The sequence below is a fragment of the Micromonospora sp. NPDC047756 genome, assembly GCF_055587245.1.
On record NZ_JBVJGQ010000005.1, the window covers coordinates 526,813 to 553,342 of the forward strand.

The 26,530-nt window shown below is 71.6% G+C and carries 25 protein-coding genes; 16 read left to right on the forward strand and 9 right to left on the reverse strand.

Annotation, left to right across the window (positions count from 1 at the left end):
- Nucleotides 1-20 precede the first annotated feature (20 nt).
- Nucleotides 21-2,450 (reverse strand): FtsX-like permease family protein, encoded by a 2,430-nt coding sequence (locus ACZ6NZ_RS19125; protein ID WP_465859357.1) that lies wholly within the window; start codon nucleotides 2,448-2,450, stop codon nucleotides 21-23.
- Nucleotides 2,444-3,193 carry an ABC transporter ATP-binding protein gene (locus ACZ6NZ_RS19130; protein ID WP_465859358.1) on the reverse strand — a complete coding sequence of 250 codons (750 nt, stop codon included), beginning with the start codon at nucleotides 3,191-3,193 and terminating at the stop codon, nucleotides 2,444-2,446. Before ACZ6NZ_RS19130 ends, ACZ6NZ_RS19125 begins: the two co-directional genes overlap by 7 nt.
- Before the next feature lie 169 nt (nucleotides 3,194-3,362).
- On the opposite strand from ACZ6NZ_RS19130, the gene ACZ6NZ_RS19135 reads away from it, so the two are divergent.
- The 3 genes from ACZ6NZ_RS19135 to ACZ6NZ_RS19145 are packed head-to-tail and all read left to right on the forward strand — an operon-like array spanning nucleotide 3,363 to nucleotide 5,754.
- Entirely contained in the window at nucleotides 3,363-4,520 is a 1,158-nt protein-coding gene (locus ACZ6NZ_RS19135; RefSeq protein WP_465859359.1) for a sensor histidine kinase, read from the forward strand.
- Complete coding sequence (locus ACZ6NZ_RS19140) at nucleotides 4,517-5,185, forward strand: response regulator transcription factor (protein WP_366610561.1); 669 nt, start codon at nucleotides 4,517-4,519, stop codon at nucleotides 5,183-5,185. The genes ACZ6NZ_RS19135 and ACZ6NZ_RS19140 overlap by 4 nt, the downstream gene beginning before the upstream one ends.
- A 29-nt stretch (nucleotides 5,186-5,214) precedes the next feature.
- Nucleotides 5,215-5,754, forward strand: a complete 540-nt coding sequence (locus ACZ6NZ_RS19145) for a DUF1697 domain-containing protein (RefSeq protein WP_465859360.1) — start codon at nucleotides 5,215-5,217, stop codon at nucleotides 5,752-5,754.
- Nucleotides 5,755-5,795: 41 nt separating this feature from the next.
- Here the strand turns inward: ACZ6NZ_RS19145 and ACZ6NZ_RS19150 are convergent, their stop codons facing one another.
- Nucleotides 5,796-6,776, reverse strand: a complete 981-nt coding sequence (locus ACZ6NZ_RS19150; protein WP_366610557.1) for an MBL fold metallo-hydrolase — start codon at nucleotides 6,774-6,776, stop codon at nucleotides 5,796-5,798.
- A 154-nt stretch (nucleotides 6,777-6,930) separates the two neighbouring features.
- Nucleotides 6,931-7,842 carry a serine hydrolase gene (locus ACZ6NZ_RS19155; protein WP_465859361.1) on the reverse strand — a complete coding sequence of 304 codons (912 nt, stop codon included), beginning with the start codon at nucleotides 7,840-7,842 and terminating at the stop codon, nucleotides 6,931-6,933.
- 52 nt (nucleotides 7,843-7,894) lie between these two features.
- Here ACZ6NZ_RS19155 and ACZ6NZ_RS19160 point away from each other — a divergent pair, with 52 nt between their 5' ends.
- From ACZ6NZ_RS19160 to ACZ6NZ_RS19175, 4 genes are all read left to right on the forward strand, one after another.
- Complete coding sequence (locus ACZ6NZ_RS19160; RefSeq protein ID WP_465859362.1) at nucleotides 7,895-8,860, forward strand: LysR family transcriptional regulator; 966 nt, start codon at nucleotides 7,895-7,897, stop codon at nucleotides 8,858-8,860.
- Between the two features lie 97 nt (nucleotides 8,861-8,957).
- Nucleotides 8,958-9,809, forward strand: a complete 852-nt coding sequence (locus ACZ6NZ_RS19165; RefSeq protein ID WP_465859363.1) for an aldo/keto reductase — start codon at nucleotides 8,958-8,960, stop codon at nucleotides 9,807-9,809.
- Between the two features lie 35 nt (nucleotides 9,810-9,844).
- Nucleotides 9,845-10,603: an SDR family NAD(P)-dependent oxidoreductase gene (locus ACZ6NZ_RS19170; protein ID WP_465859364.1), complete on the forward strand. Its 759-nt coding sequence runs from the start codon at nucleotides 9,845-9,847 to the stop codon at nucleotides 10,601-10,603.
- Nucleotides 10,604-10,686: 83 nt separating this feature from the next.
- Nucleotides 10,687-11,673, forward strand: a complete 987-nt coding sequence (locus ACZ6NZ_RS19175; RefSeq protein ID WP_465859365.1) for an aldo/keto reductase — start codon at nucleotides 10,687-10,689, stop codon at nucleotides 11,671-11,673.
- A 25-nt stretch (nucleotides 11,674-11,698) separates the two neighbouring features.
- On the opposite strand, the gene ACZ6NZ_RS19180 is transcribed toward ACZ6NZ_RS19175, so the two are convergent.
- Nucleotides 11,699-12,214 (reverse strand): GNAT family N-acetyltransferase, encoded by a 516-nt coding sequence (locus ACZ6NZ_RS19180; protein WP_465859366.1) that lies wholly within the window; start codon nucleotides 12,212-12,214, stop codon nucleotides 11,699-11,701.
- A 131-nt stretch (nucleotides 12,215-12,345) separates the two neighbouring features.
- Between ACZ6NZ_RS19180 and ACZ6NZ_RS19185 the strand changes: the two genes are divergently transcribed.
- Genes ACZ6NZ_RS19185 through ACZ6NZ_RS19195 form a run of 3 tightly spaced genes read left to right on the forward strand, consistent with a single transcriptional unit; the run spans nucleotide 12,346 to nucleotide 14,798 of the window.
- Nucleotides 12,346-12,900: an NADPH-dependent FMN reductase gene (locus tag ACZ6NZ_RS19185; RefSeq protein WP_366610545.1), complete on the forward strand. Its 555-nt coding sequence runs from the start codon at nucleotides 12,346-12,348 to the stop codon at nucleotides 12,898-12,900.
- A 27-nt stretch (nucleotides 12,901-12,927) separates the two neighbouring features.
- The gene (locus tag ACZ6NZ_RS19190) at nucleotides 12,928-13,941 is read left to right on the forward strand and encodes an ATP-binding cassette domain-containing protein (RefSeq protein ID WP_465859367.1); all 1,014 of its coding nucleotides are present in this window, start codon (nucleotides 12,928-12,930) and stop codon (nucleotides 13,939-13,941) included.
- Entirely contained in the window at nucleotides 13,938-14,798 is an 861-nt protein-coding gene (locus ACZ6NZ_RS19195; protein ID WP_465859368.1) for an ABC transporter permease, read from the forward strand. Before ACZ6NZ_RS19190 ends, ACZ6NZ_RS19195 begins: the two co-directional genes overlap by 4 nt.
- Nucleotides 14,799-14,939: 141 nt before the next feature.
- On the opposite strand, the gene ACZ6NZ_RS19200 is transcribed toward ACZ6NZ_RS19195, so the two are convergent.
- A complete protein-coding gene (locus ACZ6NZ_RS19200) occupies nucleotides 14,940-18,269 on the reverse strand; it encodes an ATP-binding protein (protein ID WP_465859369.1) in 3,330 nt (1,109 codons plus the stop codon).
- Between the two features lie 169 nt (nucleotides 18,270-18,438).
- Here ACZ6NZ_RS19200 and ACZ6NZ_RS19205 point away from each other — a divergent pair, with 169 nt between their 5' ends.
- Nucleotides 18,439-18,891 carry a helix-turn-helix domain-containing protein gene (locus ACZ6NZ_RS19205; RefSeq protein WP_465859370.1) on the forward strand — a complete coding sequence of 151 codons (453 nt, stop codon included), beginning with the start codon at nucleotides 18,439-18,441 and terminating at the stop codon, nucleotides 18,889-18,891.
- Entirely contained in the window at nucleotides 18,884-19,252 is a 369-nt protein-coding gene (locus ACZ6NZ_RS19210; RefSeq protein WP_465859371.1) for a DUF4180 domain-containing protein, read from the forward strand. The genes ACZ6NZ_RS19205 and ACZ6NZ_RS19210 overlap by 8 nt, the downstream gene beginning before the upstream one ends.
- Nucleotides 19,253-19,307: 55 nt before the next feature.
- On the opposite strand, the gene ACZ6NZ_RS19215 is transcribed toward ACZ6NZ_RS19210, so the two are convergent.
- Nucleotides 19,308-20,213 carry a hypothetical protein gene (locus ACZ6NZ_RS19215; protein ID WP_465859372.1) on the reverse strand — a complete coding sequence of 302 codons (906 nt, stop codon included), beginning with the start codon at nucleotides 20,211-20,213 and terminating at the stop codon, nucleotides 19,308-19,310.
- Between the two features lie 206 nt (nucleotides 20,214-20,419).
- On the opposite strand from ACZ6NZ_RS19215, the gene ACZ6NZ_RS19220 reads away from it, so the two are divergent.
- Nucleotides 20,420-21,298 (forward strand): fibronectin type III domain-containing protein, encoded by an 879-nt coding sequence (locus ACZ6NZ_RS19220; RefSeq protein WP_465859373.1) that lies wholly within the window; start codon nucleotides 20,420-20,422, stop codon nucleotides 21,296-21,298.
- Nucleotides 21,299-21,497: 199 nt separating this feature from the next.
- Here the strand turns inward: ACZ6NZ_RS19220 and ACZ6NZ_RS19225 are convergent, their stop codons facing one another.
- The gene (locus tag ACZ6NZ_RS19225) at nucleotides 21,498-22,604 is read right to left on the reverse strand and encodes an FAD-binding oxidoreductase (RefSeq protein WP_465859374.1); all 1,107 of its coding nucleotides are present in this window, start codon (nucleotides 22,602-22,604) and stop codon (nucleotides 21,498-21,500) included.
- A gap of 223 nt (nucleotides 22,605-22,827) precedes the next feature.
- Here ACZ6NZ_RS19225 and ACZ6NZ_RS19230 point away from each other — a divergent pair, with 223 nt between their 5' ends.
- From ACZ6NZ_RS19230 to ACZ6NZ_RS19240, 3 genes are all read left to right on the forward strand, one after another.
- Nucleotides 22,828-23,988, forward strand: coding sequence for a helix-turn-helix domain-containing protein (locus ACZ6NZ_RS19230; protein WP_465859375.1), 1,161 nt, complete (start codon nucleotides 22,828-22,830; stop codon nucleotides 23,986-23,988).
- Entirely contained in the window at nucleotides 23,985-24,524 is a 540-nt protein-coding gene (locus ACZ6NZ_RS19235) for a cysteine hydrolase family protein (RefSeq protein ID WP_465859376.1), read from the forward strand. The genes ACZ6NZ_RS19230 and ACZ6NZ_RS19235 overlap by 4 nt, the downstream gene beginning before the upstream one ends.
- Nucleotides 24,525-24,591: 67 nt before the next feature.
- Complete coding sequence (locus ACZ6NZ_RS19240; protein ID WP_465859377.1) at nucleotides 24,592-25,110, forward strand: flavoprotein; 519 nt, start codon at nucleotides 24,592-24,594, stop codon at nucleotides 25,108-25,110.
- Nucleotides 25,111-25,824: 714 nt separating this feature from the next.
- Here ACZ6NZ_RS19240 and ACZ6NZ_RS19245 read toward each other — a convergent pair.
- Nucleotides 25,825-26,220: a very short patch repair endonuclease gene (locus tag ACZ6NZ_RS19245; protein ID WP_465859378.1), complete on the reverse strand. Its 396-nt coding sequence runs from the start codon at nucleotides 26,218-26,220 to the stop codon at nucleotides 25,825-25,827.
- Nucleotides 26,221-26,530: the final 310 nt, after the last annotated feature.

Genomic DNA, 26,530 nt, shown 5'->3' on the forward strand with positions numbered 1-26,530 from the left:
CGCCCGTACGGGGGGCGTGGTCAGTCGACCAGGCCGACCGCTGACCGTGCGGGACGGTGACGGAGCAGCCGCCAGGTCGGGAGCACGCTCGACAGCACGGCGAGCAGCAGGCACAGCCCCACCACCCCGCCGACCACCGGCCAGGGCACCACCAGATCGACGGGGGCGCCGACCTGCTCGGCGAGGCCGGCGCGAATGCTGAGCAGACCGACGAACGCGACAGCCCCACCCAGCAGCGCGCCGATGAACACCACCAGGGCGGACTCCGCCGTGACCAGCCAGATGACCTGCCGCCGGGTCGCCCCGGCCAGTCGGATCAGCCGCAGGTCCGCGGCCCGGCCGGCGGCGGCGAGCAACAACGTGTTCGCCACCGCGATGGCCCCGTAGCCGGCGGACACCCCGATCAGCAGCAGCGTGAACAGCCAGACGAGGCGGTCCTCGGCGGCGTCCGCCTCGGCCGCCCAGGTGGCGACGTCGACGGTCCGCGCGCCGACCGGCGACTCGACCCGGTCCCGGACGTACACGGTGGACGTCAGCGCCGACGGGTCGTGCGCCCGCACCACGGCCCGGGGCACCAGCAGGTCGCCGGGGATCGAGGTGTCGTCGACCACGGCGACGACGCGCAACGACACCGTCGTCCCGTCGGCGAAGACCACCGGGTACGGCTCGGACGGCAGCCGGTTCGCCGAGGCGGGGACCACCACCGTGTCGTCGCCCCGCAGGTCGTTCAGCGAACCGGCGACGACGGTGAGCACCCGGTTGGCGGCGGCGAAGCCCTCCGGATCCACGCCGAGCGCGGTCATCGGCCGGTCCGCCGGTGACGTTCCGGGGTCGGTGCGGTAGACGGTGGTCGGCAGCAGCGCGGTGCCACCGGTGGCGGCGACGGCCCGGTCGGAGAGGCCGGGTGCGCGGTCCGGCACGACGATCCAGCCGGCGTTCACGTTGTCCGCCCGACCCGCCGCGTACGCGGCGGTGCCGGTGCGCACCATCCCGGACACCAGCACCGCGAACGCGACAGTGAGCAGCACCGGGGCGGCGATGGCGGCGGTCCGCCGGGTCGCGGTCAGTGCCCCGCCCCGGACCAGCATCCCGATCGCGCCACCGGGCCGACGCACCGGCGAACGCAGCAACCTCACCACCGGCCCGACCACCACCGGGGCGAGCACCGTGGTGCCGGCCACGAGCGCCATCACCGCGTAGAGCGCGTACTGCGCCCCCACCCGAGCCTCGTCGGCGGTCGCCGTGCCGAGGCTGAGCGCGGCCCCGGCCGCGAGGAGCAGCACGCCGGTGGCGGCGCGTACCCGCCCGACCGGCCGCTGTTCCACAGCGGCTTCCCGTAACGCCTCCAACGGGCGGACCCGTGCCGCCCGGCGGGACGCCGACCAGACGGCCAGCACCGCGATCACCGGGCCGGCGACGAACGAGACCGCGATCGGCCAGAGTTCGTAGCGGACCCGGAAGGTCGACGGTTCGAAGCCGACATCGACCAGCAGCCGGCCCAGCACCGGGGCGAGCGCCGCCCCCACCAGCAGACCGACGATCCCCGCTGAGAGGCCGACGGCGAGCGCCTCCGCGTACACCATCCGGCGTACCTGACGCCCGGTGGCGCCGACGGCACGCAGCAGGCCCAGCTCACGGCGGCGCTGCGCGACGGTGAACGCGAAGGTGGAGGCCACCACGAACACCGTGACGAAGCCGGCGAGGGCGGCCGTGGCGGCGAGCACCTGCATGCCGATCCACCTGATGCGGGCGTCGGCGCGCGGCTCCAGCGCACCACGGGCGTCACCGGTCAGCACCCGTCCGTCGTCGCCGACGACGCCGCGGGCCGCCGTGGCGACCCGCTCCGGTTCGGCGCCGGGCGCGAGCACCAGCCCGATGGCGCGCACACCGGGCGCGAGGGCGGCGGCGACCTCGTCCGCGACATGGACGCCGGGCCCGTCGACCAGGCCGGTGACGGTGTACGGCTCCGGACCCGTCGCGGTCAGCAGGGTGACAGGTGCTCCGGCGCGTAGCCCGAGCGCGCTGTCGACAACCACCTCACCGGGACGGCGGGGTGGCTCACCAGCGGCGAGGCGCACTCCACCCAGTTGGGCGCTGGACCACCCGTGCCCCTGGTGGGCGTCCTCCCGGCGGCTGTCGGCGACCGAGGGCCGGCCGTCGACGAGCGGCTGGGCGTAGAAGGTCCGGTCCGGGACCGCTGCCGCGACGCCCGGCAGACCGGCCAGCCTGCTGGTGAGGTCCGCCGCCACGGTGGCGGACCAGGGCCGACTGGGAATGAACGCGTCGGCCGACGCGCCCGCCTCGGGGCTCTGCACCACGACCGCCGCCCTCGTCAGCCGGTCGGGCACCTGCGGACGACCGGAAGCCAGCAGCAGGGTGGCCGCCGCGACGAGCGTGACCCCGACGGCGACGGCCACGAACGCGCTCGCCGAGCGCCGGACGCTCAGCACGACAGCTCCCGGGCGGTCTCGCGCTCGGCGATCCGGGCGGCGACGACAGCGGCGGTGATCCCGTCGGTCAGCTCGTCGACGACGCGACCGTCGGCAAGCAGGAGGACCCGATCGGCGTACGCGGCGGCGGCGGGATCGTGGGTCACCATGACGACGGTCTGCCCGTGGTCGTCCACGAGCGCCCGCAACAGCCGGAGCACCTGTCGGGAGGACGCGCTGTCCAACGCCCCGGTCGGCTCGTCGGCGAAGACCACCGCCGGGCGGGTGATCAACGCTCGGGCCACCGCGACGCGCTGCTGCTCGCCGCCGGAGAGTTCACTCGGCCGGTGCCCGGCCCGGTCGCCGAGACCGACGGCGTCGAGGGCGGCGGCCACGTCCCCGGCCGGCGGGCGGCGACGGGCCAGCCGCGACGGCAACTCGACGTTCTGCGCGGCGGTCAGCGTGGACACCAGGTTGAACGCCTGGAAGACGAAGCCGATCCGGTCGCGTCGCAGCCGGGTCAGCGCGTCCTCACCGAGGTCGTCGAGGCGGGTGCCGTCGATGGTGACGATCCCCTCGGTCGGGCGGTCCAGCCCCGCCGCGTAGTGCAGCAGGGTGGATTTCCCCGAGCCGGAGGGCCCCATCACCGCCGTGAACGTGCCGCTCGCGAAGCTGGTGGTCACACCGTCGAGCGCCGTCACCCGCCGGGTCCCGGTGCCGTACTCCGCGCGCAGCCCCGTCAGGGTCACCGTGTCTGTGGTCATGACCGTTACGGTCCCGAACGCCGGGGGTGCGGCGCGTCGTGCCGCAGCGGGCACTTTCCGGCCCTCCCCCGGGTGGAGCCACAGGCCCGGCAGCACCGGCGCGTCGTCCTCCGGGATGACCACCCGTGGGCGGACGCGGTCGATCCAGCCGGTCGTTACCGTTCGACGGGTGACTGCTCTCCTGTTGACCCGACGGATGCGGCCGGTGGACCTGTACGTGGTGGACGGTCTGCTGGCGGTGGCCGTCGGCGGGCTGCTCTGCCCGTACGCGGCGCTGGAATCGCCGCTGTACGGAGGCGTACGCGAGCCGCTCTGGGTGTCCGTGCTGGTCGGAATGGCGCTCGGGTTGCCGTTGGCCGTCCGGCGACGCTGGCCGATCGCGGTGGCCGTCGTGATCAGCGCCGTCGCCAGCGTCTCCCTGATCACCGGGGTGATACCCAACTTCGCGGCCGCCGCGCCGGCGTTCGCCATCGCCCTGGCCTTCTACACGGTGGCCGTGTCGACGCCTACCCGCTGGTCGATGATCTGCGCCGCCGGTTGCCTGGCGCTGGTGAGCGTCGGCCTGGTGCTGACCGCGGGCGACCTCTGGTCGCGGACCGGCGCGGTCGTCTACGCCGCCGTCATGGTCGCGCCGGCCTGGGTGATCGGTTGGCTGATCCGGGAGCGACGCGCCCTCGCCGTTCGGCAGAGTGACCACCTGGTCCGTCAGGCCGCCACCGAGGAGCGGCTGCGGGTGGCGCGCGAGCTGCACGACGTGGTCGCGCACACGCTCAGTCTCATCGTGGTGAAGGCGGCCGTCGCCAACCACGTCGCCGAGGCCGACCCCCGCGAGGCGGGTGCCGCTCTGCGGGTGATCGAGCAGACCGGCCGTACCGCGCTCACCGACGTGCGTCGGGTGCTCGGCGTCCTGCGGGAGGACAGCCCGTACGCGCCGACGCCGGGGCTCGACGAGTTGCCGGTCCTCGCCCGGCAGGCGGCGATCGGCGGCGTCGACGTGCGGCTCGACGTACGGCGGGAGGAGCCGGCCGGCGCGGTGCCGGAGTCGGTGGGCCTCGCGGTGTACCGGATCGTGCAGGAGGCGGTGACGAACGTGGTGAAGCACGCGGCGCCGGCCGCCTGCCGGGCCACGGTCACCGTCCTGCCCGACGAGGTGCGGGTGGAGGTGACCGACGACGGCCAGCGGCCGGTTCTGCTCGGCGGGGAGGGGCACGGGTTGATCGGCATGCGGGAACGGGTGGCGTTGCACGGCGGGGAGTTCCGGGCCGGCCCCCGCTCCGACGGTGGCTTCGCGGTGACGGCCAGCCTGCCCTATCGGGTGACCGCATGATCCGCGTGCTGATCGCCGACGACCAGGCGTTGCTGCGCGGCAGTTTCCGGCTGCTGGTCGACCTCAGCCCGGACTGCACCACCGTCGGTGAGGCGGGCACCGGAGTGGAGGCTGTCGCGTTGACCGGGCAGCACCGGCCGGATGTGGTGCTGATGGACGTCCGGATGCCGGAGATGGACGGCATCGAGGCGACCCGGCGAATCTGCGCCGACCCGGCGACGGCCGACACCCGGGTCATCATCCTGACCACGTTCGACCTCGACGAGTACGTCTACGGGGCGCTGCGCGCCGGGGCCAGCGGGTTCCTGCTCAAGGACACCCCACCGGCGGACCTGCTGACCGGGATCCGGGTGGTCGCCGCCGGGGAGGGGCTACTCGCGCCAACGGTGACCCGCCGGTTGATCGACGAGTTCGCCCGGCAGCCGGAGCCGACCCGGCCGCTGCCCCGCCAGCTCGACGGGGTGACCGATCGGGAACGGGAGGTCCTCGCGTTGATCGCCCGGGGCCTGTCCAACGCGGAGTTGGCCGCGCACCTCAACCTCAGCCAGGCCACCGTCAAGACGCACGTCGGGCGGCTGCTGACCAAGCTGGCGGTACGCGACCGGGCGCAGCTGGTCATCGTCGCGTACGAGACGGGCCTGGTGGGGCCGGGCGGCCTACGCTGAGCCGGTCGTCCGCACCGCGAGGAGGAGCCATGACCCGCTACGTCGCACTGCTGCGCGGGGTGAACGTCGGCAGCACCCGGCTGGCGATGGCCGACCTGCGCCGGATCGTCACCGACCTCGGGCACGAGGACGCCCGGACGTACCTGCAGAGCGGCAACGTGGTCTTCGGCAGCTCGGTGCGCGACGCGGAGAAGCTGGCCGCCGGCATCGCGCGGGCGCTGACCGACGAGCTGGCGTTGACGGTTCCGGTGCTGGTGCGCAGCGCCCGGGAGTTGGCGGCGATCGCCGGCGGCAACCCGTACGCCGACCGGGAGGACGACCCGACGCGGCTGCTGGTGGCCTTCCTCGCCACCGTGCCGGAGAAGTCCACGGTGGATGCCCTGGCCGTGCCGGGCGGGGAGAACGTGTCGTTCACGGTGACCGGCCGGGAGGTGTTCCTGCACTACGTCGACGGCGGTTACGGGCGGTCGAAGTTCACCAACGCGTACCTGGAGAAGAAGCTCGGCGTGGTGTCCACCTCCCGCAACTGGAAGTCGGTGCGGGCCCTGGCGGAGATGGCCGCCTCCTGAGCGGGTGGGGGTCGCGGCTCGGCGACCCCCACCGCCGCTGCTCAGAAGTGGTACGCGGTCTCGTACTCGGGCACCAGCACCCGGCTGCGCGGCGAGATCCGGCGCACCGCCGCGATCATCTCGTTCAGCCGGGTGCGGTCGGTCGGGGCGACCGGCGGCGGGTTCCGCAGCTCCGTCTCGAAGTTGTCGTAGTGCACCGGCACCACGACCTTCGGGTAGTCGAGGCCGGCCAGCAGCCGGGGCAGGTAGTCGCCGGTGGTGGTGGCGTTCTGCATGGCCACCATCGCCACGTCGGGTGCGAGGCCGGTGAGGTTCCGCTCGGCGACGTCACTGGCCCCGGTGAAGTAGACCGACGGTCCGCCGTCGACCCGCAGCAGGTAGCCCAGCGTGTCGCCCTCCGGCAGGTCGGCGATGGTGGCCGGCTGCGGCGGCGGGCTCACCCGCACCCCGGGAAAGGCCACCGAGTACGACGGGTTGCGGCTGTGCAGCGAGCCGACCACCTCGACGCTGTGGTCGCCGAAGTCCAGCACCTCCCCACCCTTCACGGTGCTGAGCTGCGTCGACGGGACCTCGTAGGCCAACCCCAGGTGGTACGCGGTCAGCGTGCCGAACACCCGCGCCCCGGTGCGCTTGGCGATGTACGGCACGTCCATGAAGTGGTCCCAGTGGGTGTGCGTGACGAGCACCGTCGTGGCCCGGTCGACCCGCGGGTCGATCACGTCGGTGCGCACCGTCAACGCGGTGTCGGTCTTGAACGCCCCGGTGAACAGCCCGGTGTCGATCCGGCTGAGGAACGGGTCGACGAGAACAGTGCGGTCGCCGATGTCGACGCGCCAGCCGGCGGTGCCCCACCAGCGGAAGCTGACCGCGCCCTTGCGGCGAGCGGTCGGCCCGGGGGCTGCGGCGGTCGAGGGCGCGGCCTGGGCCGGGGTGGCGACGCCGGCGGCGAGGCCACCGGCGGAGACCAGGGCGGTGGTGGCGGCGGCGTCGCGCAGGAAGCGTCGGCGGTCGAGACTGGGCATGCGGATGTACTCCCCGTGGTCGGGTGACGTGTCGACCACGAGCCAATCAGCGGCACCGGGCCGCAGTCCAAGATCAAGGGCCGTCGGCTGCGATACGCCGACGCATATCGGTGCTGCTCAGCAGGGGTGCGGCGACGCTCACAGGGTCACGAAATCAGTCGCCGCGCAGCGCCTCGACGGCGGTACGGGCGGCCTCACCCATCGCCAGGTCCACGTCGATGCGGCGCGGGGTCAACTGTTCGGCGCGGGCGAAGACGGCGATGGAGTACCGGCCGCCGTCGGGGTATTCGGCGACCCCGGCCTCCAGGTGGAACCCGGGCAGGGTGCCGGTCTTTCCGGAGACCCGGACGCCGGGCGGGAAACCGGCGGCCAGCCGGGTCCAGAAGATCTGCCGGGCCATCCAGGTGCGGACCATCGCGCAGGCCGCCGCCGGCCCGGCCTGGTCCCGCCAGATCAGCGTGAGCAGCCGGGTGATCTCCCGGGCGGTGCTGGACGTGGTGTGCGCGGGGTCGAAGACCCGCATCGCCCGGACCCGGTCCGCCGGCAGCGTGGGGAAGATCCGGGCGAACTCCGCCTCGGTCCGGGCGCCCACGTCGGCGAGCATCATCTCCACCAGTTCCCGAGGGCCGCCGCGGACGCGGGTACGGGTCAGCCCCAGCTCGACGGCGAGCATCGGCAGCAGGTCCGGGCCGACCCGGCGCAGCAGCAGGTCGGCAGCCGTGTTGTCGGTGACCGACATGGCGAAGTACGCGAGGTCGCGCAGCGACACCTCGGCGTCGTCGTCGCAGCCGGCCAGACCCCATCCGCCGAGCCGGTCGGCGGCGGTGACCAGCACCCGCTCGGTCGGGTCCAGTTGACCGGCCTCGACCTGACGGGCGAACTCCAGCACCAGCAGGATCTTGAAGATCGAGGCGATCACCACCTGCTCGTCGGCCCGCACCCCGACCTCACGACGACCGCCACCCCCGACGGCGTCCAGGTCGACGGCGTCCAGGTCGACCACGTGCAGGCTGGCCGTCACCCCGACGGCGGCGAAGATGGCCCCGATGCGTTCGTCCACGTCCACGCCAGCACGGTAACCAGCGCCGCCCCGGTGGCGTTGGCGTAGGGTCCCGGCCGTGGATCTGCTCCGGCACCTGCGGCACTTCGTGGTGGTCGCACACGAACTGCACTTCGGCCGGGCCGCTGAACTGCTCGGGATGGCCCAGCCGCCGCTGAGCCAGTCGATCCAACGGCTGGAACGGGAGCTGACCGTCGAGCTGTTCGACAGGTCCCGCCGCCAGGTGCGTCTCACCACCGCCGGTGAGCTGCTGCTCGGCGAGGCGGAGGAACTGCTGGCCGGCGAGGGCCGACTCCGCAGCCTGATGGGGCAGATCCGCGCCGGTGAGCTGGGCGTACTCCGGGCCGGGGTGCCCCCGGAGACGCCCGCCGTGACGTTGCGCTCGCTGCTGGACGGGCTCGCCACCCGGGCACCCGGCCTGGACGTGGAACTGCACGAGCTGACCACCGCCGAGCAGGTGCGGATGCTCGCCGAGCGGACCCTGGACGTGGGGCTCGTGCACCACCCGGTGGCGGCGGACGGGCTGCGGTTCGGCGCCCCTGTCGACGTACCCCTGGGGGTGCTGCTGCCGCGCACCTCGCCGCTGGCCCGCGGCCGCGAGGTGACGCTCGCGTCGCTGGAAGGTCTTGATCTGGTGGCCGCTCCCCGCGCCACCGCCCCCGGCTGGCACGACCACCTGCTGGCGGTGTGCCGCCAGCACGGTTGGCGTCCCGCGCGGGTGCGTCCCGCCCGCAACCCGGAGTTCCTCTGCGGGCTGGTGCTGGCCGGCGGCGGGGTGGCAGTGGAACCGGCGGCCGTGGCCCGCCGGGAACCCCGCACGGCCTGGCGGCCGATCACCGACGCGCCGCTGGCCAGGCGCACGTCGGCGGCCTGGCCGGACCGGTCGGCGCACCCGGCCGCGGCGATGTTCGGCCAACTCGCCGCGGAGGTGCTGGCCGACGCCGAGCCCACGGTGCCCGCGCCGCCCGCGACGTCGGTGCCGGCGGAACGGCCGTGGCCGGTGCTGTTCGACACGACCGGGTGAACCGGCCCGCCGTTGCCTTCGTCACCTCTGGTTGGGCGGTGATTGGTCCACCTGCCCGGGTATGGATGACAGGTAACGAAGACGCGAAGGAGTTGCAGTGGCACTCACGATTCCCGACATCAGCCTGAACGACGGCACCACCATTCCGCAGCTCGGCTTCGGGGTGTTCCAGATCGAGCCGAAGGACACCGCCGCCGCGGTGACCACCGCCCTGGAGGTGGGCTACCGGCACATCGACACCGCTGAGATGTACGGCAACGAGGCCGAGGTCGGCGAGGCGGTACGGACGTCCGGCCTCGACCGGGGCTCGGTCTACGTGACCAGCAAGCTGAACAACGCCTTCCACCGCCCCGACGACGCCCGGCGGGCGTTCGACTCGACCCTCGCGGCGCTGAAGATGGACTACATCGACCTGTTCCTGATCCACTGGCCGCTGCCGACCCTGTACGACGGCGACTACGTCTCGACCTGGAAGGTCCTGGAGGAGTTCCAGCGCGACGGCCGGGCCCGCTCGATCGGCGTGTCGAACTTCCAGGTGTCGCACCTGGAGCGGCTGGCCGACGAGGCGAGCGTCGTGCCGGCGGTCAACCAGATCGAGGCGCACCCGTACTTCACCAATGACGAGGTCCGCGCCTACGGCCGTGCGCACAACATCCTCACCGAGGCGTGGTCGCCCATCGCGCAGGGCAAGGTGCTCGACGACCCGACGGTGGTCGACATCGCCGGGCAGCTCGACCGGTCCCCCGCCCAGGTGGTGCTCCGCTGGCACGTGCAGCGCGGCGACATCATCTTCCCGAAGTCGACCACCCCGAAGCGGATCGAGGAGAACACCCGGATCTTCGACTTCGAGCTGGACGACGCGGCGATGGAGCGGATCACCGCGCTGGACAAGGGCGCGGCCGGCCGGCAGGGCCCGGACCCGGACACCTTCGCCTACCTGCCCAACTGACCCGAACCGCCGGCCGCCCGGCGGTTGATGGTCCGGTGAGCGCCACACCTCGGAGCCACAGTCACGACTCTGAGGTGTGGCGCTTCTCGGCAAAATCAGGGGCCGACGCGCTCGGCGATCCGGCGGAACACCGCCTGGGTCGGCGGGACGCCGAGCGGGGTCGGGCAGCCGAACGGGAACTGCGCGACGGCGGCGCGGGCGCCGTGTTCCTGTCGCTCGACATCACCGACGCCGAGTCGGTGACGGCCGCCGCGAAGCGGGTGGAGGCGGAGTACGGCCGGCTGGACGTGCTGGTCAACAACGCCGGCATCGTCCTCGCCGACGGCGCACGAGGGCTGCCCAGCGAGACGACGGTGGCGACGCTGCGCCGGCTGTACGAGACGAACGTCTTCGCGGTGGTGGCGGTGACGAACGCGATGCTGCCGCTGCTGCGCCGGGCCCCGGCCGCCCGGATCGTCAACGTGTCGAGCGAGGTCGGCTCGATCGCGTTGATGAGCGACCCGGCCGGCGCGCTGTTCGAGCTGACCTCGGTGCCGTACCCGTCGTCGAAGGCGGCGCTGAACATGCTCACCGCGATGTACGCCAAGGAGCTGCGGGACACCCCGATCACCGTGAACGCGGCGAACCCGGGCTACTGCGCCACCGACCTCAACGGCAACAGCGGCTTCCGCACGGCCGACCAGGGGGCCGAGGTGAGCGTGCACCTGGCCACCCTGCCGGCCGACGGGCCGAGCGGGCTGCTCTGGGGCTTCCAGATGGACGGCGGCGGTGGATACGGCGTGCTGCCCTGGTGACGGCGAACGCTTGACCTGGAGCGCGCTCCAGGTTGGAGGGTGATCGGTGCGCCCACCGGTAGGGCGCACGAGAGGAGATCCCCATGCGGTACCGCACGATCGGCGCCGACCCGGCGACCCGGCGCGAGGTCAGCGTGCTCAGCCTCGGCGCGATGCTCTTCGGCAGCGCCACCGACGAGGCCACCTCGTACGCGATCCTCGACCGGTACGTCGAGGCCGGCGGCACGTTCATCGACACGTCCGACAACTACGCGTTCTGGGTGGACGGCGGGCAGGGCGGGCAGAGTGAGGAGCTGCTCGGCCGGTGGCGGCGCAGCCGGGGCGTCGGCCCCGAGATCGTCATCGCCACGAAGCTGGGCGCCCGACCGCTCGCCCCGGGGACCAGCTACCTGGACAACGCCGAGGGCCTCTCCGCCAAGGTGATCCGCGAGTCCGCGGAGCGCAGCCGGGACCGGCTCGGGGTGGAGCGACTGGACCTGCTCTACGCGCACATCGAAGACCGGAACGTGCCGCTCCAGGAGACCGTGGACGGCTTTGCCGAGCTGGTCAGCGAGGGCACAGTGGGTCTGCTGGGCGCCAGCAACCACCGGGCCTGGCGGGTGGAGCGGGCACGCGCGTTGGCCGCCGCCGCCGGCCTGCCCGGCTACGAGGTGCTCCAGTACCACCGCAGCTACCTGCCCAACCGCACCGACCTGATCAGCGAACTGGACCCGGACGGCGAGCCGGGCGGTGTCAGCGGAGACCTGCTCAGCTATCTGCGCGCCGAGCCGGAGCTGACCCTGGTGGCGTACTCACCGCTGCTCAAGGGGGCGTTCACCCGGGCGGACAAGCCGCTCAGCTCGGCGTACGACCTGCCGAGCGCGCCCCGGCGGCTGGCCGCGCTGCGGGAGGTGGCGGGGCAGAGCGGCGCCACTGTCAACCAGATAGTGCTCGCCTGGTTGCTGGGCGGCGAGCTGCCGTCCATCCCGCTGGTCGGCGCCTCATCGGTGGCGCAACTGGAGGAGAGCCTGGCAGCGGTCGACCTGGAGCTGACCGCCGAGCAGCGGCACCGACTCGACACCACCTGGTGACCGGTCACCGGCCGCCCCGCCGACCTCAGCTCGCTGTCGGTGGGGCGGTCAGGTCGAGCTGCCAGTCGTTGACCCGCATCATCCGCCCCGGCGGGTATTCGAAACCGGTCTCGCCGAGCAGCGTGAAGCCGGCCTTGCGGCACACCGCGTTCGAGGCGGGATTGTCGACCGAGGGGTAGGCGTGGGCGTAGTGCCGGTCCCGTCGGGCGCGGGCCACGTCCACCACCGCGCGCACCGCCGCCGTGGCCAGCCCCTGCCCCCGGTACGCGGGCAGCACCGCCCAGCCCAGCTCGTACACCGGCTTCTCGCGCCACTCGCGGGCCCAGTAGCCGACGCTGCCCGCCCGCACCCCGTCCGCCAGCACCAGCGTGAACATGCAGCCCTGCTCGGTACCCGAGAAGTTCACGTACCTGTCGTGCCGGGCGAGCACCTGCTCGTCGGTCTCCGGGCCACCGGTGTGCTTGCGGGTGTCCGGTGAGTTGAGCTGCCGCAGCAGGTCGAGGTCGTCCTCGTGCCACGGCTCGATGCGTACCTGTGCCATTGCGCTCCCGTTCGTCGACCCCCAGTCAAGCCGATCCCACCGACATTTCGCCTCCGAACCGCGCCCGCTAGATCTGATCTAGCGGGCATCTGTCGTCACCTCGCGCCTTCACTGTGGAAGGGGGGTGGGCCATGGCAGCGTTGCGGATCGCCGTGATCGTCGGCAGCACCCGGGAGGGGCGGGTCGGCGACCGGCTGGCGCGCTGGTTCGTCGAGCAGGCCGCGCGGCACGACGACCTGACGGTGACGGTCGTTGACCTGACCGAGTACGACTTCCCGGCCACCTACCCCGCCGAGCCGACCGCGTCCATCCGGGCGTTCGTCGGCGAGGTGGGCCGGGCGGACGCGTTCGTCGTGGTCACCCCCGAGTACAACCACAGCTTCCCGGCACCCTTGAAACAAGCCATCGACTACGCGTACGACGAGTGGCAGGCCAAAGCGGTCGGCTTCGTGTCGTACGGCTGTCGGTCGACCGGCCTGCACGCGGTCGACCAGTTACGTACCGTCTTCACCGCACTGCACGCGATGACGGTGCGCGACGTCGTCGGGATCGACCTGCTGGCCGGCGAGCCGACCGCGCGGTGCACCGACGAGCTGCGGCGCGATGTCGGCGTCCTGCTCGACCAGTTGCGCTGGTGGGGTCTGGCACTGCGCGACGGCCGGGCGGCTCGACCCTACGTCTCCTGAACACGTCCGACACGAAAGGTAAGGATCATGAGTAGACGCACCACCGGTCTGGCCATCGAGGCAGAAGGGCTGACCCGCTCGTTCGGGAACACCCGGGCGCTGGCCGGCATCGACCTCCAGGTGCCCGCGGGCACCGTCTACGGTCTGCTCGGCCCGAACGGCGCGGGCAAGACCACGGCGGTCCGGGTGCTCGCCACCCTGCTGCGGCCCGACGGTGGCACGGCCCGGGTCTTCGGGCACAACGTGGTCACCGAGGCCGACAAGGTTCGTTCCCGGGTCAGCCTCACCGGCCAGTACGCCTCCGTCGACGAGGACCTGACCGGCACGGAGAACCTGGTGCTCCTGGCTCGCCTGCTCGGCCTGCCCAAGCCGGCCGCTCGGGACCGCGCCGCGGCCCTGCTGGCCGCGTTCGGTCTGACCGATGCGAGCGACCGCCAGGTGAAGAAGTACTCGGGCGGGATGCGGCGACGCATCGACATCGCCGCCAGCATCCTCAACACCCCGGATCTGCTCTTCCTCGACGAGCCGACGACCGGCCTCGACCCGCGCAGCCGCAACCAGGTGTGGGAGATCGTCCGGGCGGTGGTGTCGCACGGCACGACGGTGCTGCTGACCACCCAGTACCTCGACGAGGCCGACCAGCTCGCCGGGCGGATCGCTGTCGTCGACAACGGCCGGGTGATCGCGGAGGGCACCCCGGGTGAGCTGAAGTCGTCGATCGGCTCCGGCACCGTCCACCTGCGACTGCGCGACCCCGGCCAGCGCCCCGAGGCGGAGCGGGTGCTCCGGGAGGCGCTCGACGTGCCGGTGCAGCTCGCCGCCGACCCGGTGGCGTTGACCGCGCGCGTCGGCGAGGCCGGCACCGACCTCGACGCCAGCGCCCAGGCCGCCCGAGTGCTCGGGGACCTGGCCCGCGCCGGCATCGTGGTCGACAACTTCTCCCTCGGCCAGCCGAGCCTGGACGAGGTCTTCCTGGCCCTGACCGACCATCCCGCCGTGCCGAGCGACGAGCGCGACGACGAGCTGGAGGCAGCCCGATGAGCGACACCACGACAACCACCACCACCGAACGGGCGCCGACCGTCTACGTGCCGTCCGCCGAGGCGCTGGCCACCGTGCTCGCGCCCGGTGCCCGACCGCCCCGGCCGAGCGCGCTGAGCGCGTCGCTCACCTTCGGCTGGCGGGCCATGCTGAAGATCAAGCACGTGCCGGAGCAGCTCTTCGACGTGACCGCGTTCCCGATCATCATGGTGCTGATGTTCACGTACCTGTTCGGTGGCGCCCTCGCCGGCAGCCCGCGTGACTACCTGCAGTTCTTCCTGCCCGGCATCATGGTGACCAGCGTCGTCATGATCACGATGTACACCGGCGTCGGCCTCAACACCGACATCGAGAAGGGCATCTTCGACAGGTTCCGGACGCTGCCCATCTGGCGTCCGGCCGCCCTGGTCGGCATGATCTTCGGCGACGTGCTGCGCTACATCCTCGCCGCCGTGGTGATCCTGGGTCTCGGGCTGGTGCTCGGGTTCCGCCCCGAGGGCGGGGTGGTCGGTGCTGTCTCCGGGATCGGGCTGCTGGTGATCTTCTCGTTCGCGTTCTCCTGGGTGTGGACGTTCTTCGGGCTGATCCTGCGCAGCGAGAAGTCGGTGATGGGGGTCAGCATGATGGTGCTGTTCCCGCTGACGTTCCTGAGCAACGTCTTCGTCGAGCCGAGCACCATGCCCGGCTGGCTCCAGGCGTTCGTGAAGGTCAACCCGGTGACGCAGCTGGTGGCCGCGATCCGGGGAGCGATGAGCGGCGACCCGGACCCGTCGGCGACGATGTGGCTGCTCCTGTGGAGCGCCGGCTTCGTCCTGATCTTCGGCACCCTGACCATGTACAAATACAACCGCCGCTAACCCCACCCACCCCCGCGATCTTGCACTTTCTGTCCCGACAAGGGTGATGAATCCCCCTGAACCGGCAACCGAAAGTGCAAGATCGCGGAGGGCTGGGGTGGGGGTGGGTCGAGGGGGGCTGGGGGTTGGGGTGGGGGTGGGTTAGAGGTGCCAGGGCAGCGGGGTGGGGGGTTGGTAGCGGCAGGTGGTGCCGGTGGAGACTGTTTCGCGCAGGTGACTCGCCAGGGTCGGGTGCCGGTCGTCGAGCTTGCGGAGCGTGTCGCGGATTCGCGCCGTCACCGTCTTGCGCGCCCGCTCGGCCTCGTCGCCCAGGCGACGGCTTCGGCCGGCGAGGCCCGCCGCGGCACGCAGCTCGTCGAGCAACGCGATTCGCTCGGCGTCCAGCTTGGACACCTTTCGGTCGTCGTCGCGGGCGGCGGCCCGGTCGATCTCTTCGTCGAGACGGGCCAGGTGCCGCCGGTAGCGTGCCTTCGCCTCGTCGTCGAGGACCGGATCGGCGCCCATTCGCCGGGCGGCCAACAGCTCCGGCCCGGCCGCCGGGTCGAGCAGTTCGACGGCCGGCACGTCACTGCCGGGCCGGCTGAGCAGCAGGTGCAGGTCTTGCAGGCCCTTGGCGTCGGGCAGGTGCGCCACGACACTGTCGTACGCCAGTTGCCAGACCTGCCCGTCGCGCCGAAACTCGTACCCCTTGAACGCGGCCCCGCCCGGCGCGGCGCGACCGGGCGGGACAACCTGACCCGACCCGACGGCCCGGCCCCACCCGGCAATCTGACCCAGCGAGACGGCCTGATCTGACTCCGCGGCTCGACCTGCCGCGACGGCCCGGTCCGGGCGGTCGGTGTCGAGGGCTGTCGGGGCGGCGAGCCGGTGGAGCACCTGCGTCATGCCGAGGGCGGTCGCCTCCTGGATGGCGACGGCGCGCACCGCGGCGGACGTCGTCGAGTCGCCGGGGTGCCCCCGGCCGGCGAGGGCGTTCGCGAGGCCGGTGCGGGCCAGCAGCGACCAGGTTCGGGAGCCCATCCGGTCGGCGGAGTCCCGGGCGGTGGTGAACCCGGCGATGGCGTCGTCCCAGCGCTGCTGGGCGGCGTCGATCAACGCCAGCCAGTGGTCGACGGGGCCGCTGATGTCGCAGCCGAAGAGCCCCACCAACCACTCCCCACGGTACGGAGTGAGCGCGGCCCGCGCGGCATCACACCGCTGCGGGTCGGCGGACGCGGCGGCGGCCTGAGCGCGGAGTCGGAGCCAGAGCGGTGACACCGGGCGCGGGTACCGGGTGGCGGTGGCCTCGATACCGGCGGTCAACCGGATCACCGCCTCGCCGTCGCCACGCTCCGCGGCGGTTATCGCTCGCAGCAGCTCCCGGTATGGGTAGTCGGTCGGGGCGAGCCCCTCCACGAGTGTGGCGGCCTCGGTGACCCGGCCCTGGAGCAGTAGCCGGGACCAGCGCAGGTGATGGCCCATGAAGCCGAACTCGGCGTAGCTCGGGTCGGCCTGGTCGGTGAGGAGGGTGAACCGCTCGTCGGCCGTGGCGAAGTCGCCCCGGAACGCCGCGATGATCCCGCTGTCGACCGCCGCCGCCATCCGGTGCCGGGCGAAGTCGCCCTCCCGTTCGGCGTCCACGAAGGAGACGAATTCCTCGACGAAGCGCGGGTCGCCCAGCTCCAGCAGTGCCACCCAGCGCAGCGAGGTGGCCCACAGCTCGGTTTCCCGGTCGCCGGTCCGCCGGGCCACGTCCCGGATCTCGGCGGTGAGCGCGGCTCGGGTCGCGGCGGTGCCGAGCCCCCAGGTCGTGTCGTGGCGGGCCCAGAGGCTGAAGGTGAGCGCCTCGTCGTCCTGCCCCCGGCGGGCGATCGTCTCGCTGGCGGTGATCAGGTCGGCGACCAGGGCGCCGACCGGCGCGGTCGCGTCCGGTTCGCTGATCAACCGGCGGTACGCCTCGCGGACCAGCTCCGCCGCTTCGGTCGACTGGGCGGTGTCCACCTGCCGGGCGCGGTTGACGATGAGCGCGACCCGGGCCAGCAGCACCGGGTCGTCGAGTGACCGGGCCAGCTCGGCGGCCTCGGCCAGCAGCCTCGTGACCTCTTCCCGCTCGGTGTGGTGGTAGTGCGACTCGGCGAACTCGACGAGGATCCGCACCCGTTGGGTTGGGTCCTCGACCACTTCGAGGGCTCGGCGGAAGTGCAGTGCCGCCTCGTCTCCCGCCAGCCGGGCGAACGCGGCCCGGCCGGCGGCCAGCAGCAGCGTGGCCACCCGGGCCCGGTCGAGCGCGGGGCCGGCGAGGTAGGCGTGGCGGGCGAGGTCGGCGGGGACCAGCCGATCGGTCAGCTCCCGCAGGTCGTCGACCGCCCGGACGACCGCGCCGTGCCGGGCCCGCCGGTCGTCGTCGGTCAGCCCGTCGTAGAGGGTTTCGCGGACCAGGTCGTGGGCGAAGGCGAAGCGGCCACCGCCCCGGGCGACCACCAGGCGGGCGGTCACCGCCCGGTCGAGCAGCCGGTCGACCTGCGCCGCGGGTGCGGCCGCGCAGGCCGCGAGGACCTGACGGTGGAACTCGCGACCCAGTACGGCGGCGACGGTCAGCGCCTCCACCACGGCGGCGGGCAGTTGGGCGAGGCGGCGGCGCACCGCCTCCCGTACGCCGGGTGCGATGGTGCCGACCGCGTCGTCGGCGTGCCACAGCCGCGCGGTCTGCTCGACGAAGAACGGGTTGCCGCCGGTACGCCGGTGCACCTCGTCGACGAGGCTGGCCTCGGGCTCCCGGCCGGCGGTCCGGGTCATCAGTGCGGCCACCTCGTCGCGGCTGAAACCGGTGAGGGTGATGGTGGTGGCCTTCGCCACCAGCGGCATCAGCAGCGGGCGAAGGGGGTGCTCGCCCGACTCGACCTCGGCGTCGCGGTAGGTGCCGATCAGCAGGAGTCGTTCGAACCAGGTGTGCTGGGCGGCGAAGCTCAGCAACCGCAGTGAGGCCGGGTCGGCCCAGTGCAGGTCGTCGAGGACGACCACCACCGGCCGGTGCTGGGAGACGGCGACCAGGGCGGCGGTCACCGCGTCGTAGAGGGCGAACGCCTCCTGGTCGGCGGCGTCCGGGCCCGGGGGGACGTCCGCCCAACCGACGAGGCAAGCGGCCTGCTCGCCGTCGGCGTCGGACTGACCGAGCAGGGCCGCGAGGGCCGGCTCGGCGGACTGCCGCGCCACCGCCCAGTCGTCGGCGGAGCGCCGCAGAGCGCGCAGCACCTGCAGCCACGGCCAGTAGCCGGGGGCGCTGTCGGAGTCCCAGCAGGCGGCGCCGAGCACCAGCGCGCCCCGCTGACGTGCCTCCCGGGCCGCCGATGTGACGAGGGTCGTTTTGCCGATGCCCGGCTCGCCGGTGACCAGGGCGAGACCGCCGTGGCTGGTGGTGGCGCGATCCAGCTCGGCGCGCAGCAGACCCGCGGGGTGATCCCGCCCGATGATGGCGTCGCCGAGCGCGTCCATGGTTCCCAGACGGTACTGGACTCCTCCGACAGGGCGAGCGGGTTAACCGGCGGAACGCCTCGCGGGCCTGGCCGGCTCGGATGGGGGTTCGGAGCCTTTGGAGCTGATGCCGCAAACGAGTCGACCTCATCACTCCTTATACTTCCCTATTGGGGTAGAGTAGGGAGCGATGACGGAAGAAGTGTACTCAGTCGAGCAGGTGGCCGACCGGCTCAACCTGCATGTGCGCACCGTGCGCGGTTACATCCGCTCGGGCCGGTTGCGCGCGGTGCGGATCGGTAAGCAGTACCGGATCACCGCCGGCGACCTCGACGCGCTCACCGGCCAGACCCCGACCGCGCCCGGCGTCGCCAGGCAGGCGGAGGTGTCGAGCATCGTCGGTGTCGACGGTGTCGACAGAGCCGCCGCCGACCGGCTCGGCACGCTCGTGCTCACCAGCGCCAACACCGGCCACGATCAGGCCAGCCCACTGCGGGTGCAGACCGTCTACGACGAGCAACGCCACCGCATGAAGATCATCATCCTGGGTGACCCGGCCGCCACCGCCGAGTTGCTGCACCTGCTCGACGCCGTGCTCAACGCCGACAACGGCCTGCTCGACCGGGAGGTCCACGATGCCTGACGAGATCCAGGAACGCGCCGGAGTGCCCGTGCTGGTCTGCGACCCCGACGGCCCGCCGGTGGCCACCGAGCAGGACGCGCTGGACCTGATCGGCGCGGCGTTCCTCGGTGCCCAGGTGGTCGCCGTGCCGGCCACCCGACTCGACGAACGCTTCTTCTCGCTGGGCACCCGTTTCGCCGGCGACGTCATGCAGAAGTTCGTCAACTACCGGGTGCGGCTGGCCGTCGTCGGTGACATCTCGGCGCAGCTCGCGGAGAGTTCAGCGTTGCGCGCGCTGGTGCACGAGTCGAACCAGGGCGGGCAGATCTGGTTCGTCCCCGACCTCGACACCCTCGACACCCGCCTCCGCGCCACCCGCTAGCCGGGCGTCCGGGCGGTGGCCGCCCCTGTTCCGGGACGGCCACCGCGGAGCGGCGTTACGGCAGGGCGCAGATGGCGTACGCCGTGTCGGACCAGTTGCCGGCGAAGGCGTCCTCCTCGTACGCGCCGGAAGCGGCGGACGTCGGGGCGGTCGCGGGGCCGCCGTTGGGGCGGAAGTCGTCCACGATGCCCTCGCCGGTCACCCCGTTCAGCTCGTAGCCGGCGCCGGTCAGCACCTTGCCGGCCGGGCAGGTCGCCGTGACGCTGCGGAAGTCGAGGGAGTTGCTGACCCCCACGGTGGAGGCGCGGACCAGGCCCGCGAGGGGGTTGGCGCAGATCGCGTACGCGGTGGCGGACCAGTTCAGGGCGGTGGCGTCCGACTCGTACGCGCCGACGGTGACCGCGGTCGGGGCGGTGGCCGGGCCCCCGTTGGGGCGGAAGTCGTCGACGACACCCTCACCGGTGACGCCGTTGAGCTCGTAGCCGGTGCCGGTCAGCACCTTGCCGGCCGGGCAGGTCGCCGTGACGCTGCGGTAGTCCGCCGAGCTGCTGACGCCGGCGGTGGTGACCCGGACCAGGCCGGGCACCGGGTTGGCGCAGATCGCGTACGCCGTCACCGACCAGTTGCCCGCGAACGCCTCGGTCTCGTAGGCGCCGACGGTCACGGCGGTCGGGGCGGTGGCCGGGCCACCGTTGGGGCGCAGGTCGTCGACGACGCCCTCACCGGTGACGCCGTTGAGTTCGTAGCCGGTGCCGGTCAGCACCTTGCCGACCGGGCAGGTCGCCGTGACGCTGTGGTAGTCGGCCGAGCTGCTGACGCTGGTGGCGGCGATCCGCACCAGGCCGGGGACCGCGGCGGCGGCCGGGCTCGCCGGGGCGAGCACCGCTCCGGTCGCGACAAGACCGAGCACGAGTACGGACGCCCGAGCGCCGAACCGCCGGCCGGTGTTCTGAGTACGCATAGTTCTCTCCCGTCTGAGGCCGGACGGGGCGGCAGGTGCGACGCCGACGTCGAGGCCGTTCGTGATGACGGGTTGACGCTAGGTAGCCCCCTGACCAGGCGTTATCTCCAAACCGACTACGTCGCGTAACGGACTGGAATCGCTCTTGGCAGCACTGGACTGACGGACGATGCCCTGACATCGATAGTCATGCATACCATTCGGCCATGCCTGCTCGCCGCGTCACCGCCACCATCGCCCTCGCCGCGTTGGCGAGCCTGCTCGCCGTCAATGCCGCCCGTGCCGACGGACCCGCGATCAGCACCCCCGGCGCCCCGACCGTGGTCGCCAACGAACCGCATCAGCTCACGCTGAGCTGGGCACCCTCCGCCTGGGTCGAACCCGGCACGGGGCAGCCGATCAACTATGAGGTGCAGGTGCCGCTGGGGCCGAACACGTACCGCTTCCTCGGCGCCACCATGGACACCACGATCACGCTGACCGACCTGGCACCCGGCACGACGTACCGGATCGCGATCGCCGCCCGCGCGCTCGGCGGCTACTCGGACACCTCGCCCACCACCACGGTGCGGACCGCCAGCGGCCGCGCGACGGTCAGCTACCTCAACCTCGACTGGTCACCGACGAACAACCAGATCCAGCACCTCCTGAAGGTGACCAACACCGGCACCGGGCCGCTCGACCTGAGCGCCGTGCAGGTGCGCTACCACCTGCGCTTCGAGGGCGGCAACACCTCGCTGGTGCCCAACTGCGACTGGGCCGCGCTGGGTTGTGACCGGATCCAGCAGACCGTGCAGTTCTTCGTACCCCCGGGTGGGCCGTCCGTGCTGTCGACGCCGGCGCCGCCTTATCCCCCGCCGGGCACGCCGGTCCCCGGCTGGGTGGAGCTGACCTTCACCGACGGCACGCTCGCGCCGGGCCAGTCGACCGGGCCGATCCAGCTCCGGCACCACCGGCACAGTTGGAGCACCATCGACGAGCGCGACGACCCGAGCTGGCTCGCCGCAACCGGCCAGTGGACCTCGAACGACCGGATCACGCTGGACGTCGACGGGGTACGCGAGTTCGGCGACACCTACTCCTGACCCCACCCGACCACACGCTCGCCGACCCGCGTGCCCCGGGTCTGGGTGGCCTTGTCCTGACGAGCGTGATGTCTGTCAGTCATCGTGATGACTCACAGACATCACGCTCCTCGCCACATCACCCCCGAACCTCGGGCGCTCTGGGCGCTGAGCCGCGGCTCGCCACCGAACCGGCGCGGTGACCGCCACCGGCACACCATCAGCAGGTGAAGCCCCTGGGCAGGTGGATGCGCGCGGAGGGGATGCCGAGGGCGCGCAGCCGTGACCGCGCGGCGGCCAGCATCGCGGGTGGACCGCAGAGGTAGATCTCCTGATCCGGCTGGTGATGGTCGAGGGCGATGGCCAGGGCGTCACCCTGCTCGGCCGGCTCGGCGCAGGGGTCGTCGGAGAGGGCCGGCACGACGGTCAGCCAGTCGTGGGCGCACTGCAACGTGTCGAGGGCGATCGGGTCGTACAGGTCGGTGAAGGTGCGCGCGCCGACGATCAGCGTCACCCGCCGGCCGTCCGGTGCGGCGGCGACCTGCTCGACCAGGGCGCGCAGTGGCGCCAGCCCGGTGCCACCGGCCACGAGCAGCAGATCGCTCGTGCTCGCCGGATCGAGGCTCAGCCCGGTGTCGACGGGTGGGCCGAGCCAGAGCAGCTCGCCGGGGCGTACCCGATGGACCAGGCGGTGGGAGACGGTGCCGGCGGGTACCGCGCGGACGTGCAGCTCGACGGTGCCGTCCGCGCGTGGGGCGTTGGCCGGCGAGAGCCAGCGCCAGTGACCCGGCAGGCGCGGCGTGCAGACCGGCACGGCCTGACCTGGCTGGAAGGGCAGTCGCCGCCAGGGACGTACCGTCAGGATGGCGATGTCGGACGACGGCCGGTCATGGCCGATGACCTCGACGTGCCACCAGGCCCGGCCGTCGCCGGCCTGGGCGGCGGCGCGGCGGATGGCGTGCGTGGCGCGGTACAGGGCGCGCTCGGCGGTGACGGTGAGCTGCGGCGTCCACAGTGGGCGCGCATGGCGGGCGACGGTGGCGAGCAACGCGTCGGCGATGGTGGTGGCGTGCGGGAGCAGGTCGAAGTGACGGTACGCGCGGCCGAGCACCCGGAGCAGCGCCGCCCGACCCGCCGGGTCGTCGCCGTCGACCAGGAAGCGGCCCAACGCGGTGAAGAACAGCGGCGCGTCCCGCTGCGGGAGCAGCCCAGCTCGGCGGTCTTCGACAGTGCACCAGAAGTCCGCGGCGGCCCGCACGTCGACCGACTCCCAGGCGGCGGCCAGACCCACGCGAGCCGGCCGGTCGTCGTCGTTCACGGTGGGCATGCCGGCTCCAAGTCGACTCGTTGGCTGGCACCGGGGCGGGAGGCGCTGCGCCGTTGAGGGCCGGCGCAACTCCGAGGCCGAGCACCCGCCCCGGGCCATGCGTCCATCCTGTTCAAGCAGCCGATACCGCGACATGACTACTCGCTGCACTTAGGCGGTACCTGTGCTGCATCGAAGTGGTTAAGCTGCCTGCAGCGGCCACGGCGCGATCGGGGGCGAGACCTTGCCTACTGTCCAGGCGTGGACAGGTCGCGAGACCCGTGCGCTACGGCAAGCACTCCGCTTGAGCATTCGCGACTTCGCGGAGGACCTCGGTGTTAGTGAGCGGACGGTCTCCAAATGGGAAGCCGGCCGAGACACAGTGCGGCCTCGGCCGGAAATGCAGGCCGCGCTCGACACCGCGCTGAGCAGAGCCACAGGTGAGGCGGCAGATCGCTTCGTCGCTGCCACCAGCAGGTCTCATTCCTACGACGACCGCGTCGGCGCTCGCTACCGGGTCCAGTCGCACAAGTTCATTCCGGCATACGTGGGTGTGTCGGCGGCTGCGAAGCTGCTTGCGCAGGACGACTTCCACCCGCGATCACACGAGTGGCTGGCGGTCTCGATCGCTGAAGTGCCTCATACAGAAGGGACCTGCACAGCTCACGTCTTCGCCTGCGGTGTCGTGGTGCTGCATCTCAGGCAGGAGCTGCACTTCCGCACATTGGCCGCGCTCGCCGCATGGCGGTACGCCAGTTACGAGCAGGACTTGCTTTGGGCTGCCGATCAAGTTGCGCGGCTACTCGCGCCCACCCCGCCCTCTGATCACGCCGTCCCCGAATACGTCCTGTCGATGTATGTCCTGCAAGAGCCCGGCTGGACCGGTGCCAACCTGGAGACCGCCCTACGCCTCATGAGCCTGCCGTCGGTACTGGTCAACCGGCGAGCAAAGCCTTCTCCCGAACCAGTCGGCGACCACGTCGAACGCCGCCTGCTAGCCCAAGGCTTCGATCAGCCGTCAATTCAGTCCTTCGGCGTGCACGGACTTTCCGTGGGCTACGCCAGTTGGGCCGGTATGGCCTACTACGCGCTCTCCCCCGAACAGGCCCTCATGGTTGACGACCTCGTGTCCTGTGAGGTCGACGTGCAGATGCTCTGGGCCTACTGCCGTCACATCCAACTTCAGGTCGAGGATGGACGAGACCCGGCAATGCCACCCGAGTTCGGCTGGCGCTTCCTCCGTGCTGCTCACTCGCGGTTGACGACGGCCAGGGCACGCGAGACCTCCCAGCACTGCATGATGCGCGAGGCGGCGCTCTCAACGAGCGGCCTCCCGGAACGTCTGATGCAGGCCCAGGCTGCCCTTCGCGAGACCGCCGCATTGAGTGGCAGAGTCGACGCATGAGCGAGAAGCGTGCTGCCCTGATCGTCATCGACGTGCAGAACGGCTTCATCAACGACCGCAGCCGAGGCGTCATACCGAAGGTCGTTGAGCTGGTCGAGCGCTGGGAGGCGACCGGGCGGCCGGTGGTGTTCACTCGCTACCACAACTACCCCGGTAGCCCATTCGAGCGACTGATCCATTGGACCTCGGTACAGCACCCACCCGAGACAGAGATCGTGCCCGAGCTGGGGCAGCACGCGAGCCGCGCCCGAGCGGTGATTGACAAGAAGATTTACTCGTACTTCTCCTTCGAAGGCGCTGCCTTGACGGAACAGGAGGGGTGGACCGACCTGGTGTTCTGCGGCGTCGCGACGGAGAGTTGCGTGCTCAAGTCAGCGGTTGACGCCTTCGAACGCGACCTCATACCGTGGATCGTGACCGATGCGTCCGCCAGCCATGGCGGACAACCCGCACACGAGGCCGGCCTGCTAGTTGCGCGTCGCTTCATCGGCGCTGGGCAGTTGATCCGTAGCGACGACGTGAGCGTCAGAGTTTGAGAGGCGGGGGACGGCCCAGTCCACAGCCGCGCGCCTGCGCGTGGGCCGGATCGGGCAGACTGCGGGCATGACGGAGCGCCCGGTGCTGTATCTGGTCGTCTGCGCCGCCGGTCCGGCGGAACACATCGACGAACTGGTCGACCTGTTGATCGCCGACGGGTGGCGGGTGTGCATGATCGTCAGCCCCACTGCCGCGCCATGGCTCGACCGTCAGGCGTTGCAAGACAAGACCGGCTTTCTGGTACGCGTGGAGTGGCGGATGCCCGGCGACCCGGAGCCGCACCCGCCTGCTGATGTTGTGCTGGCGGCGCCGGTCACGTTCAACACGGTGACGAAGTGGGCGCTGGGCATCAACGACACGCTGGCGCTTGGCGTCCTCAACGAGTCACTGGGGGCGGGACTGCCGATCATTGCGTTTCCGCACGTCAAGGCGGAGCTGGCCGCGCATCCGGCGTACGCGGGTCACCTGGCGGTGCTGCGGGGTGCCGGCGTGGTCGTCGCTGACGGGAAGCCGCTGAACCCGATGAACGGGCCGGGACGCTGGGGCGTGGTCGTCGAGGCGCTGCGCTCGATCCGGCTGTTATGAGCGAGTCCGTTCGTTTGGGCGAACCGGCCGGTGATCAGTCATGAGCAGGAGTACGTCGAGGCGACGACGACCGCAGGCCGGACGACACCGATGAGCCCTCTGGGGCGACCGGCGACGCCGCCACGCAAGCAAACGAAGATTCGGATATCAATTCGGACCCGTTGGACCAGTCCCCCTTTGAGCTGAACGGGACCTCGGGTGGCTGCAAGGGCGTCAGGCTGCACCACGGCGTACCCTACTGGGTGGCATACCGACGGGATCTTGTTTGGGGCCCGGGGCGGACTCGCGATCCTTCGTGAGGTCGCTGGCCGATACCGAGATCGCCTTGTCGTCGAGGCAGCTAGCCGGCTCACCAACGTGCGAATGATCGCCATTCTGGCGTGGTCCTCGGACCAGCCCTGGTTGCCGCCGGAGCTCTCACCTATCAACAACTAATCACTTACCATTGCCCGCTGTCCCGGCAGTGCATCGGTATAGATCATCTCCTGCAGGTCCAGGAGGTGCTTCTGCCTGTAGTCAATGGTCTGGTCACAGGCTAGCCGCATAGCTAGACCCGCAGGCTGTCAACGAGCCCGCCCGCCACACTCGTCTGCCATTGCTGGCGCCACCGCTTGAGCACCTCGAAAGCTGTTGCACCGATAACCGCGGATGGGTGCTTATCGTCGACCTCAACAAAGAATGATATCGACGACCCGAGATATTGGAACAGAGCGTCTATTGAGGATCTGCGGTACGTCCTCGGGCTGCCCGAACAGCGGCGATCACCCGCACCGCCGCCGTTTGCGGCTCTTCGTGTTCCCAAACCCGGATCGACTGCCACCCGCCCTCCGCGAGCAGCTGATCCGTCTCAGCGTCGCGCGCCTTGTTGCCATCAATCTTGGTGTGCCAGAACTGCTCGTTGTCCCGGGCTGGCCGATAGTGATCGGGGCAGCCATGCCAGTAGCACCCGTCGACGAAGACAGCAACCTTCGCACCAGGGAACACGACGTCTGCGGTGCGGCGCAGCTCCTTCAAGGGCCGCGTGTTTACCCGATATCGGAGTCCGCTCTGGAACAGGATGGAGCGCAGTTGGCGCTCCGGCTCGGTGTTCCAGCCCTTATTGCCCTGCATCGACAATCGTACGGCTCGCGACTTGGCCCAGGACCCCGGGACCGGTGCGGGCGGAGCGACTAAACTCCTCTCCTGCGCCAATCGCCAACCCTCCGCCAGGTTCATAGCACGGGTGGCCTTGCCAACTTCTCCCAGGTACCTACTCGGCGAGCGGCCGCGATCCGACCAGCGAAGATACGCTCTGAGCCGTCGGGTCTTCGGCAGAAGCTTCAGCTCCACCGAGGCGCGTGCCTGACGGCCACCGTCGAGATCAACCCACCGGCGATCAGGGCCTCCGGCGGCTCGGTCCTGTTCCGCCGCTACCGCTCGC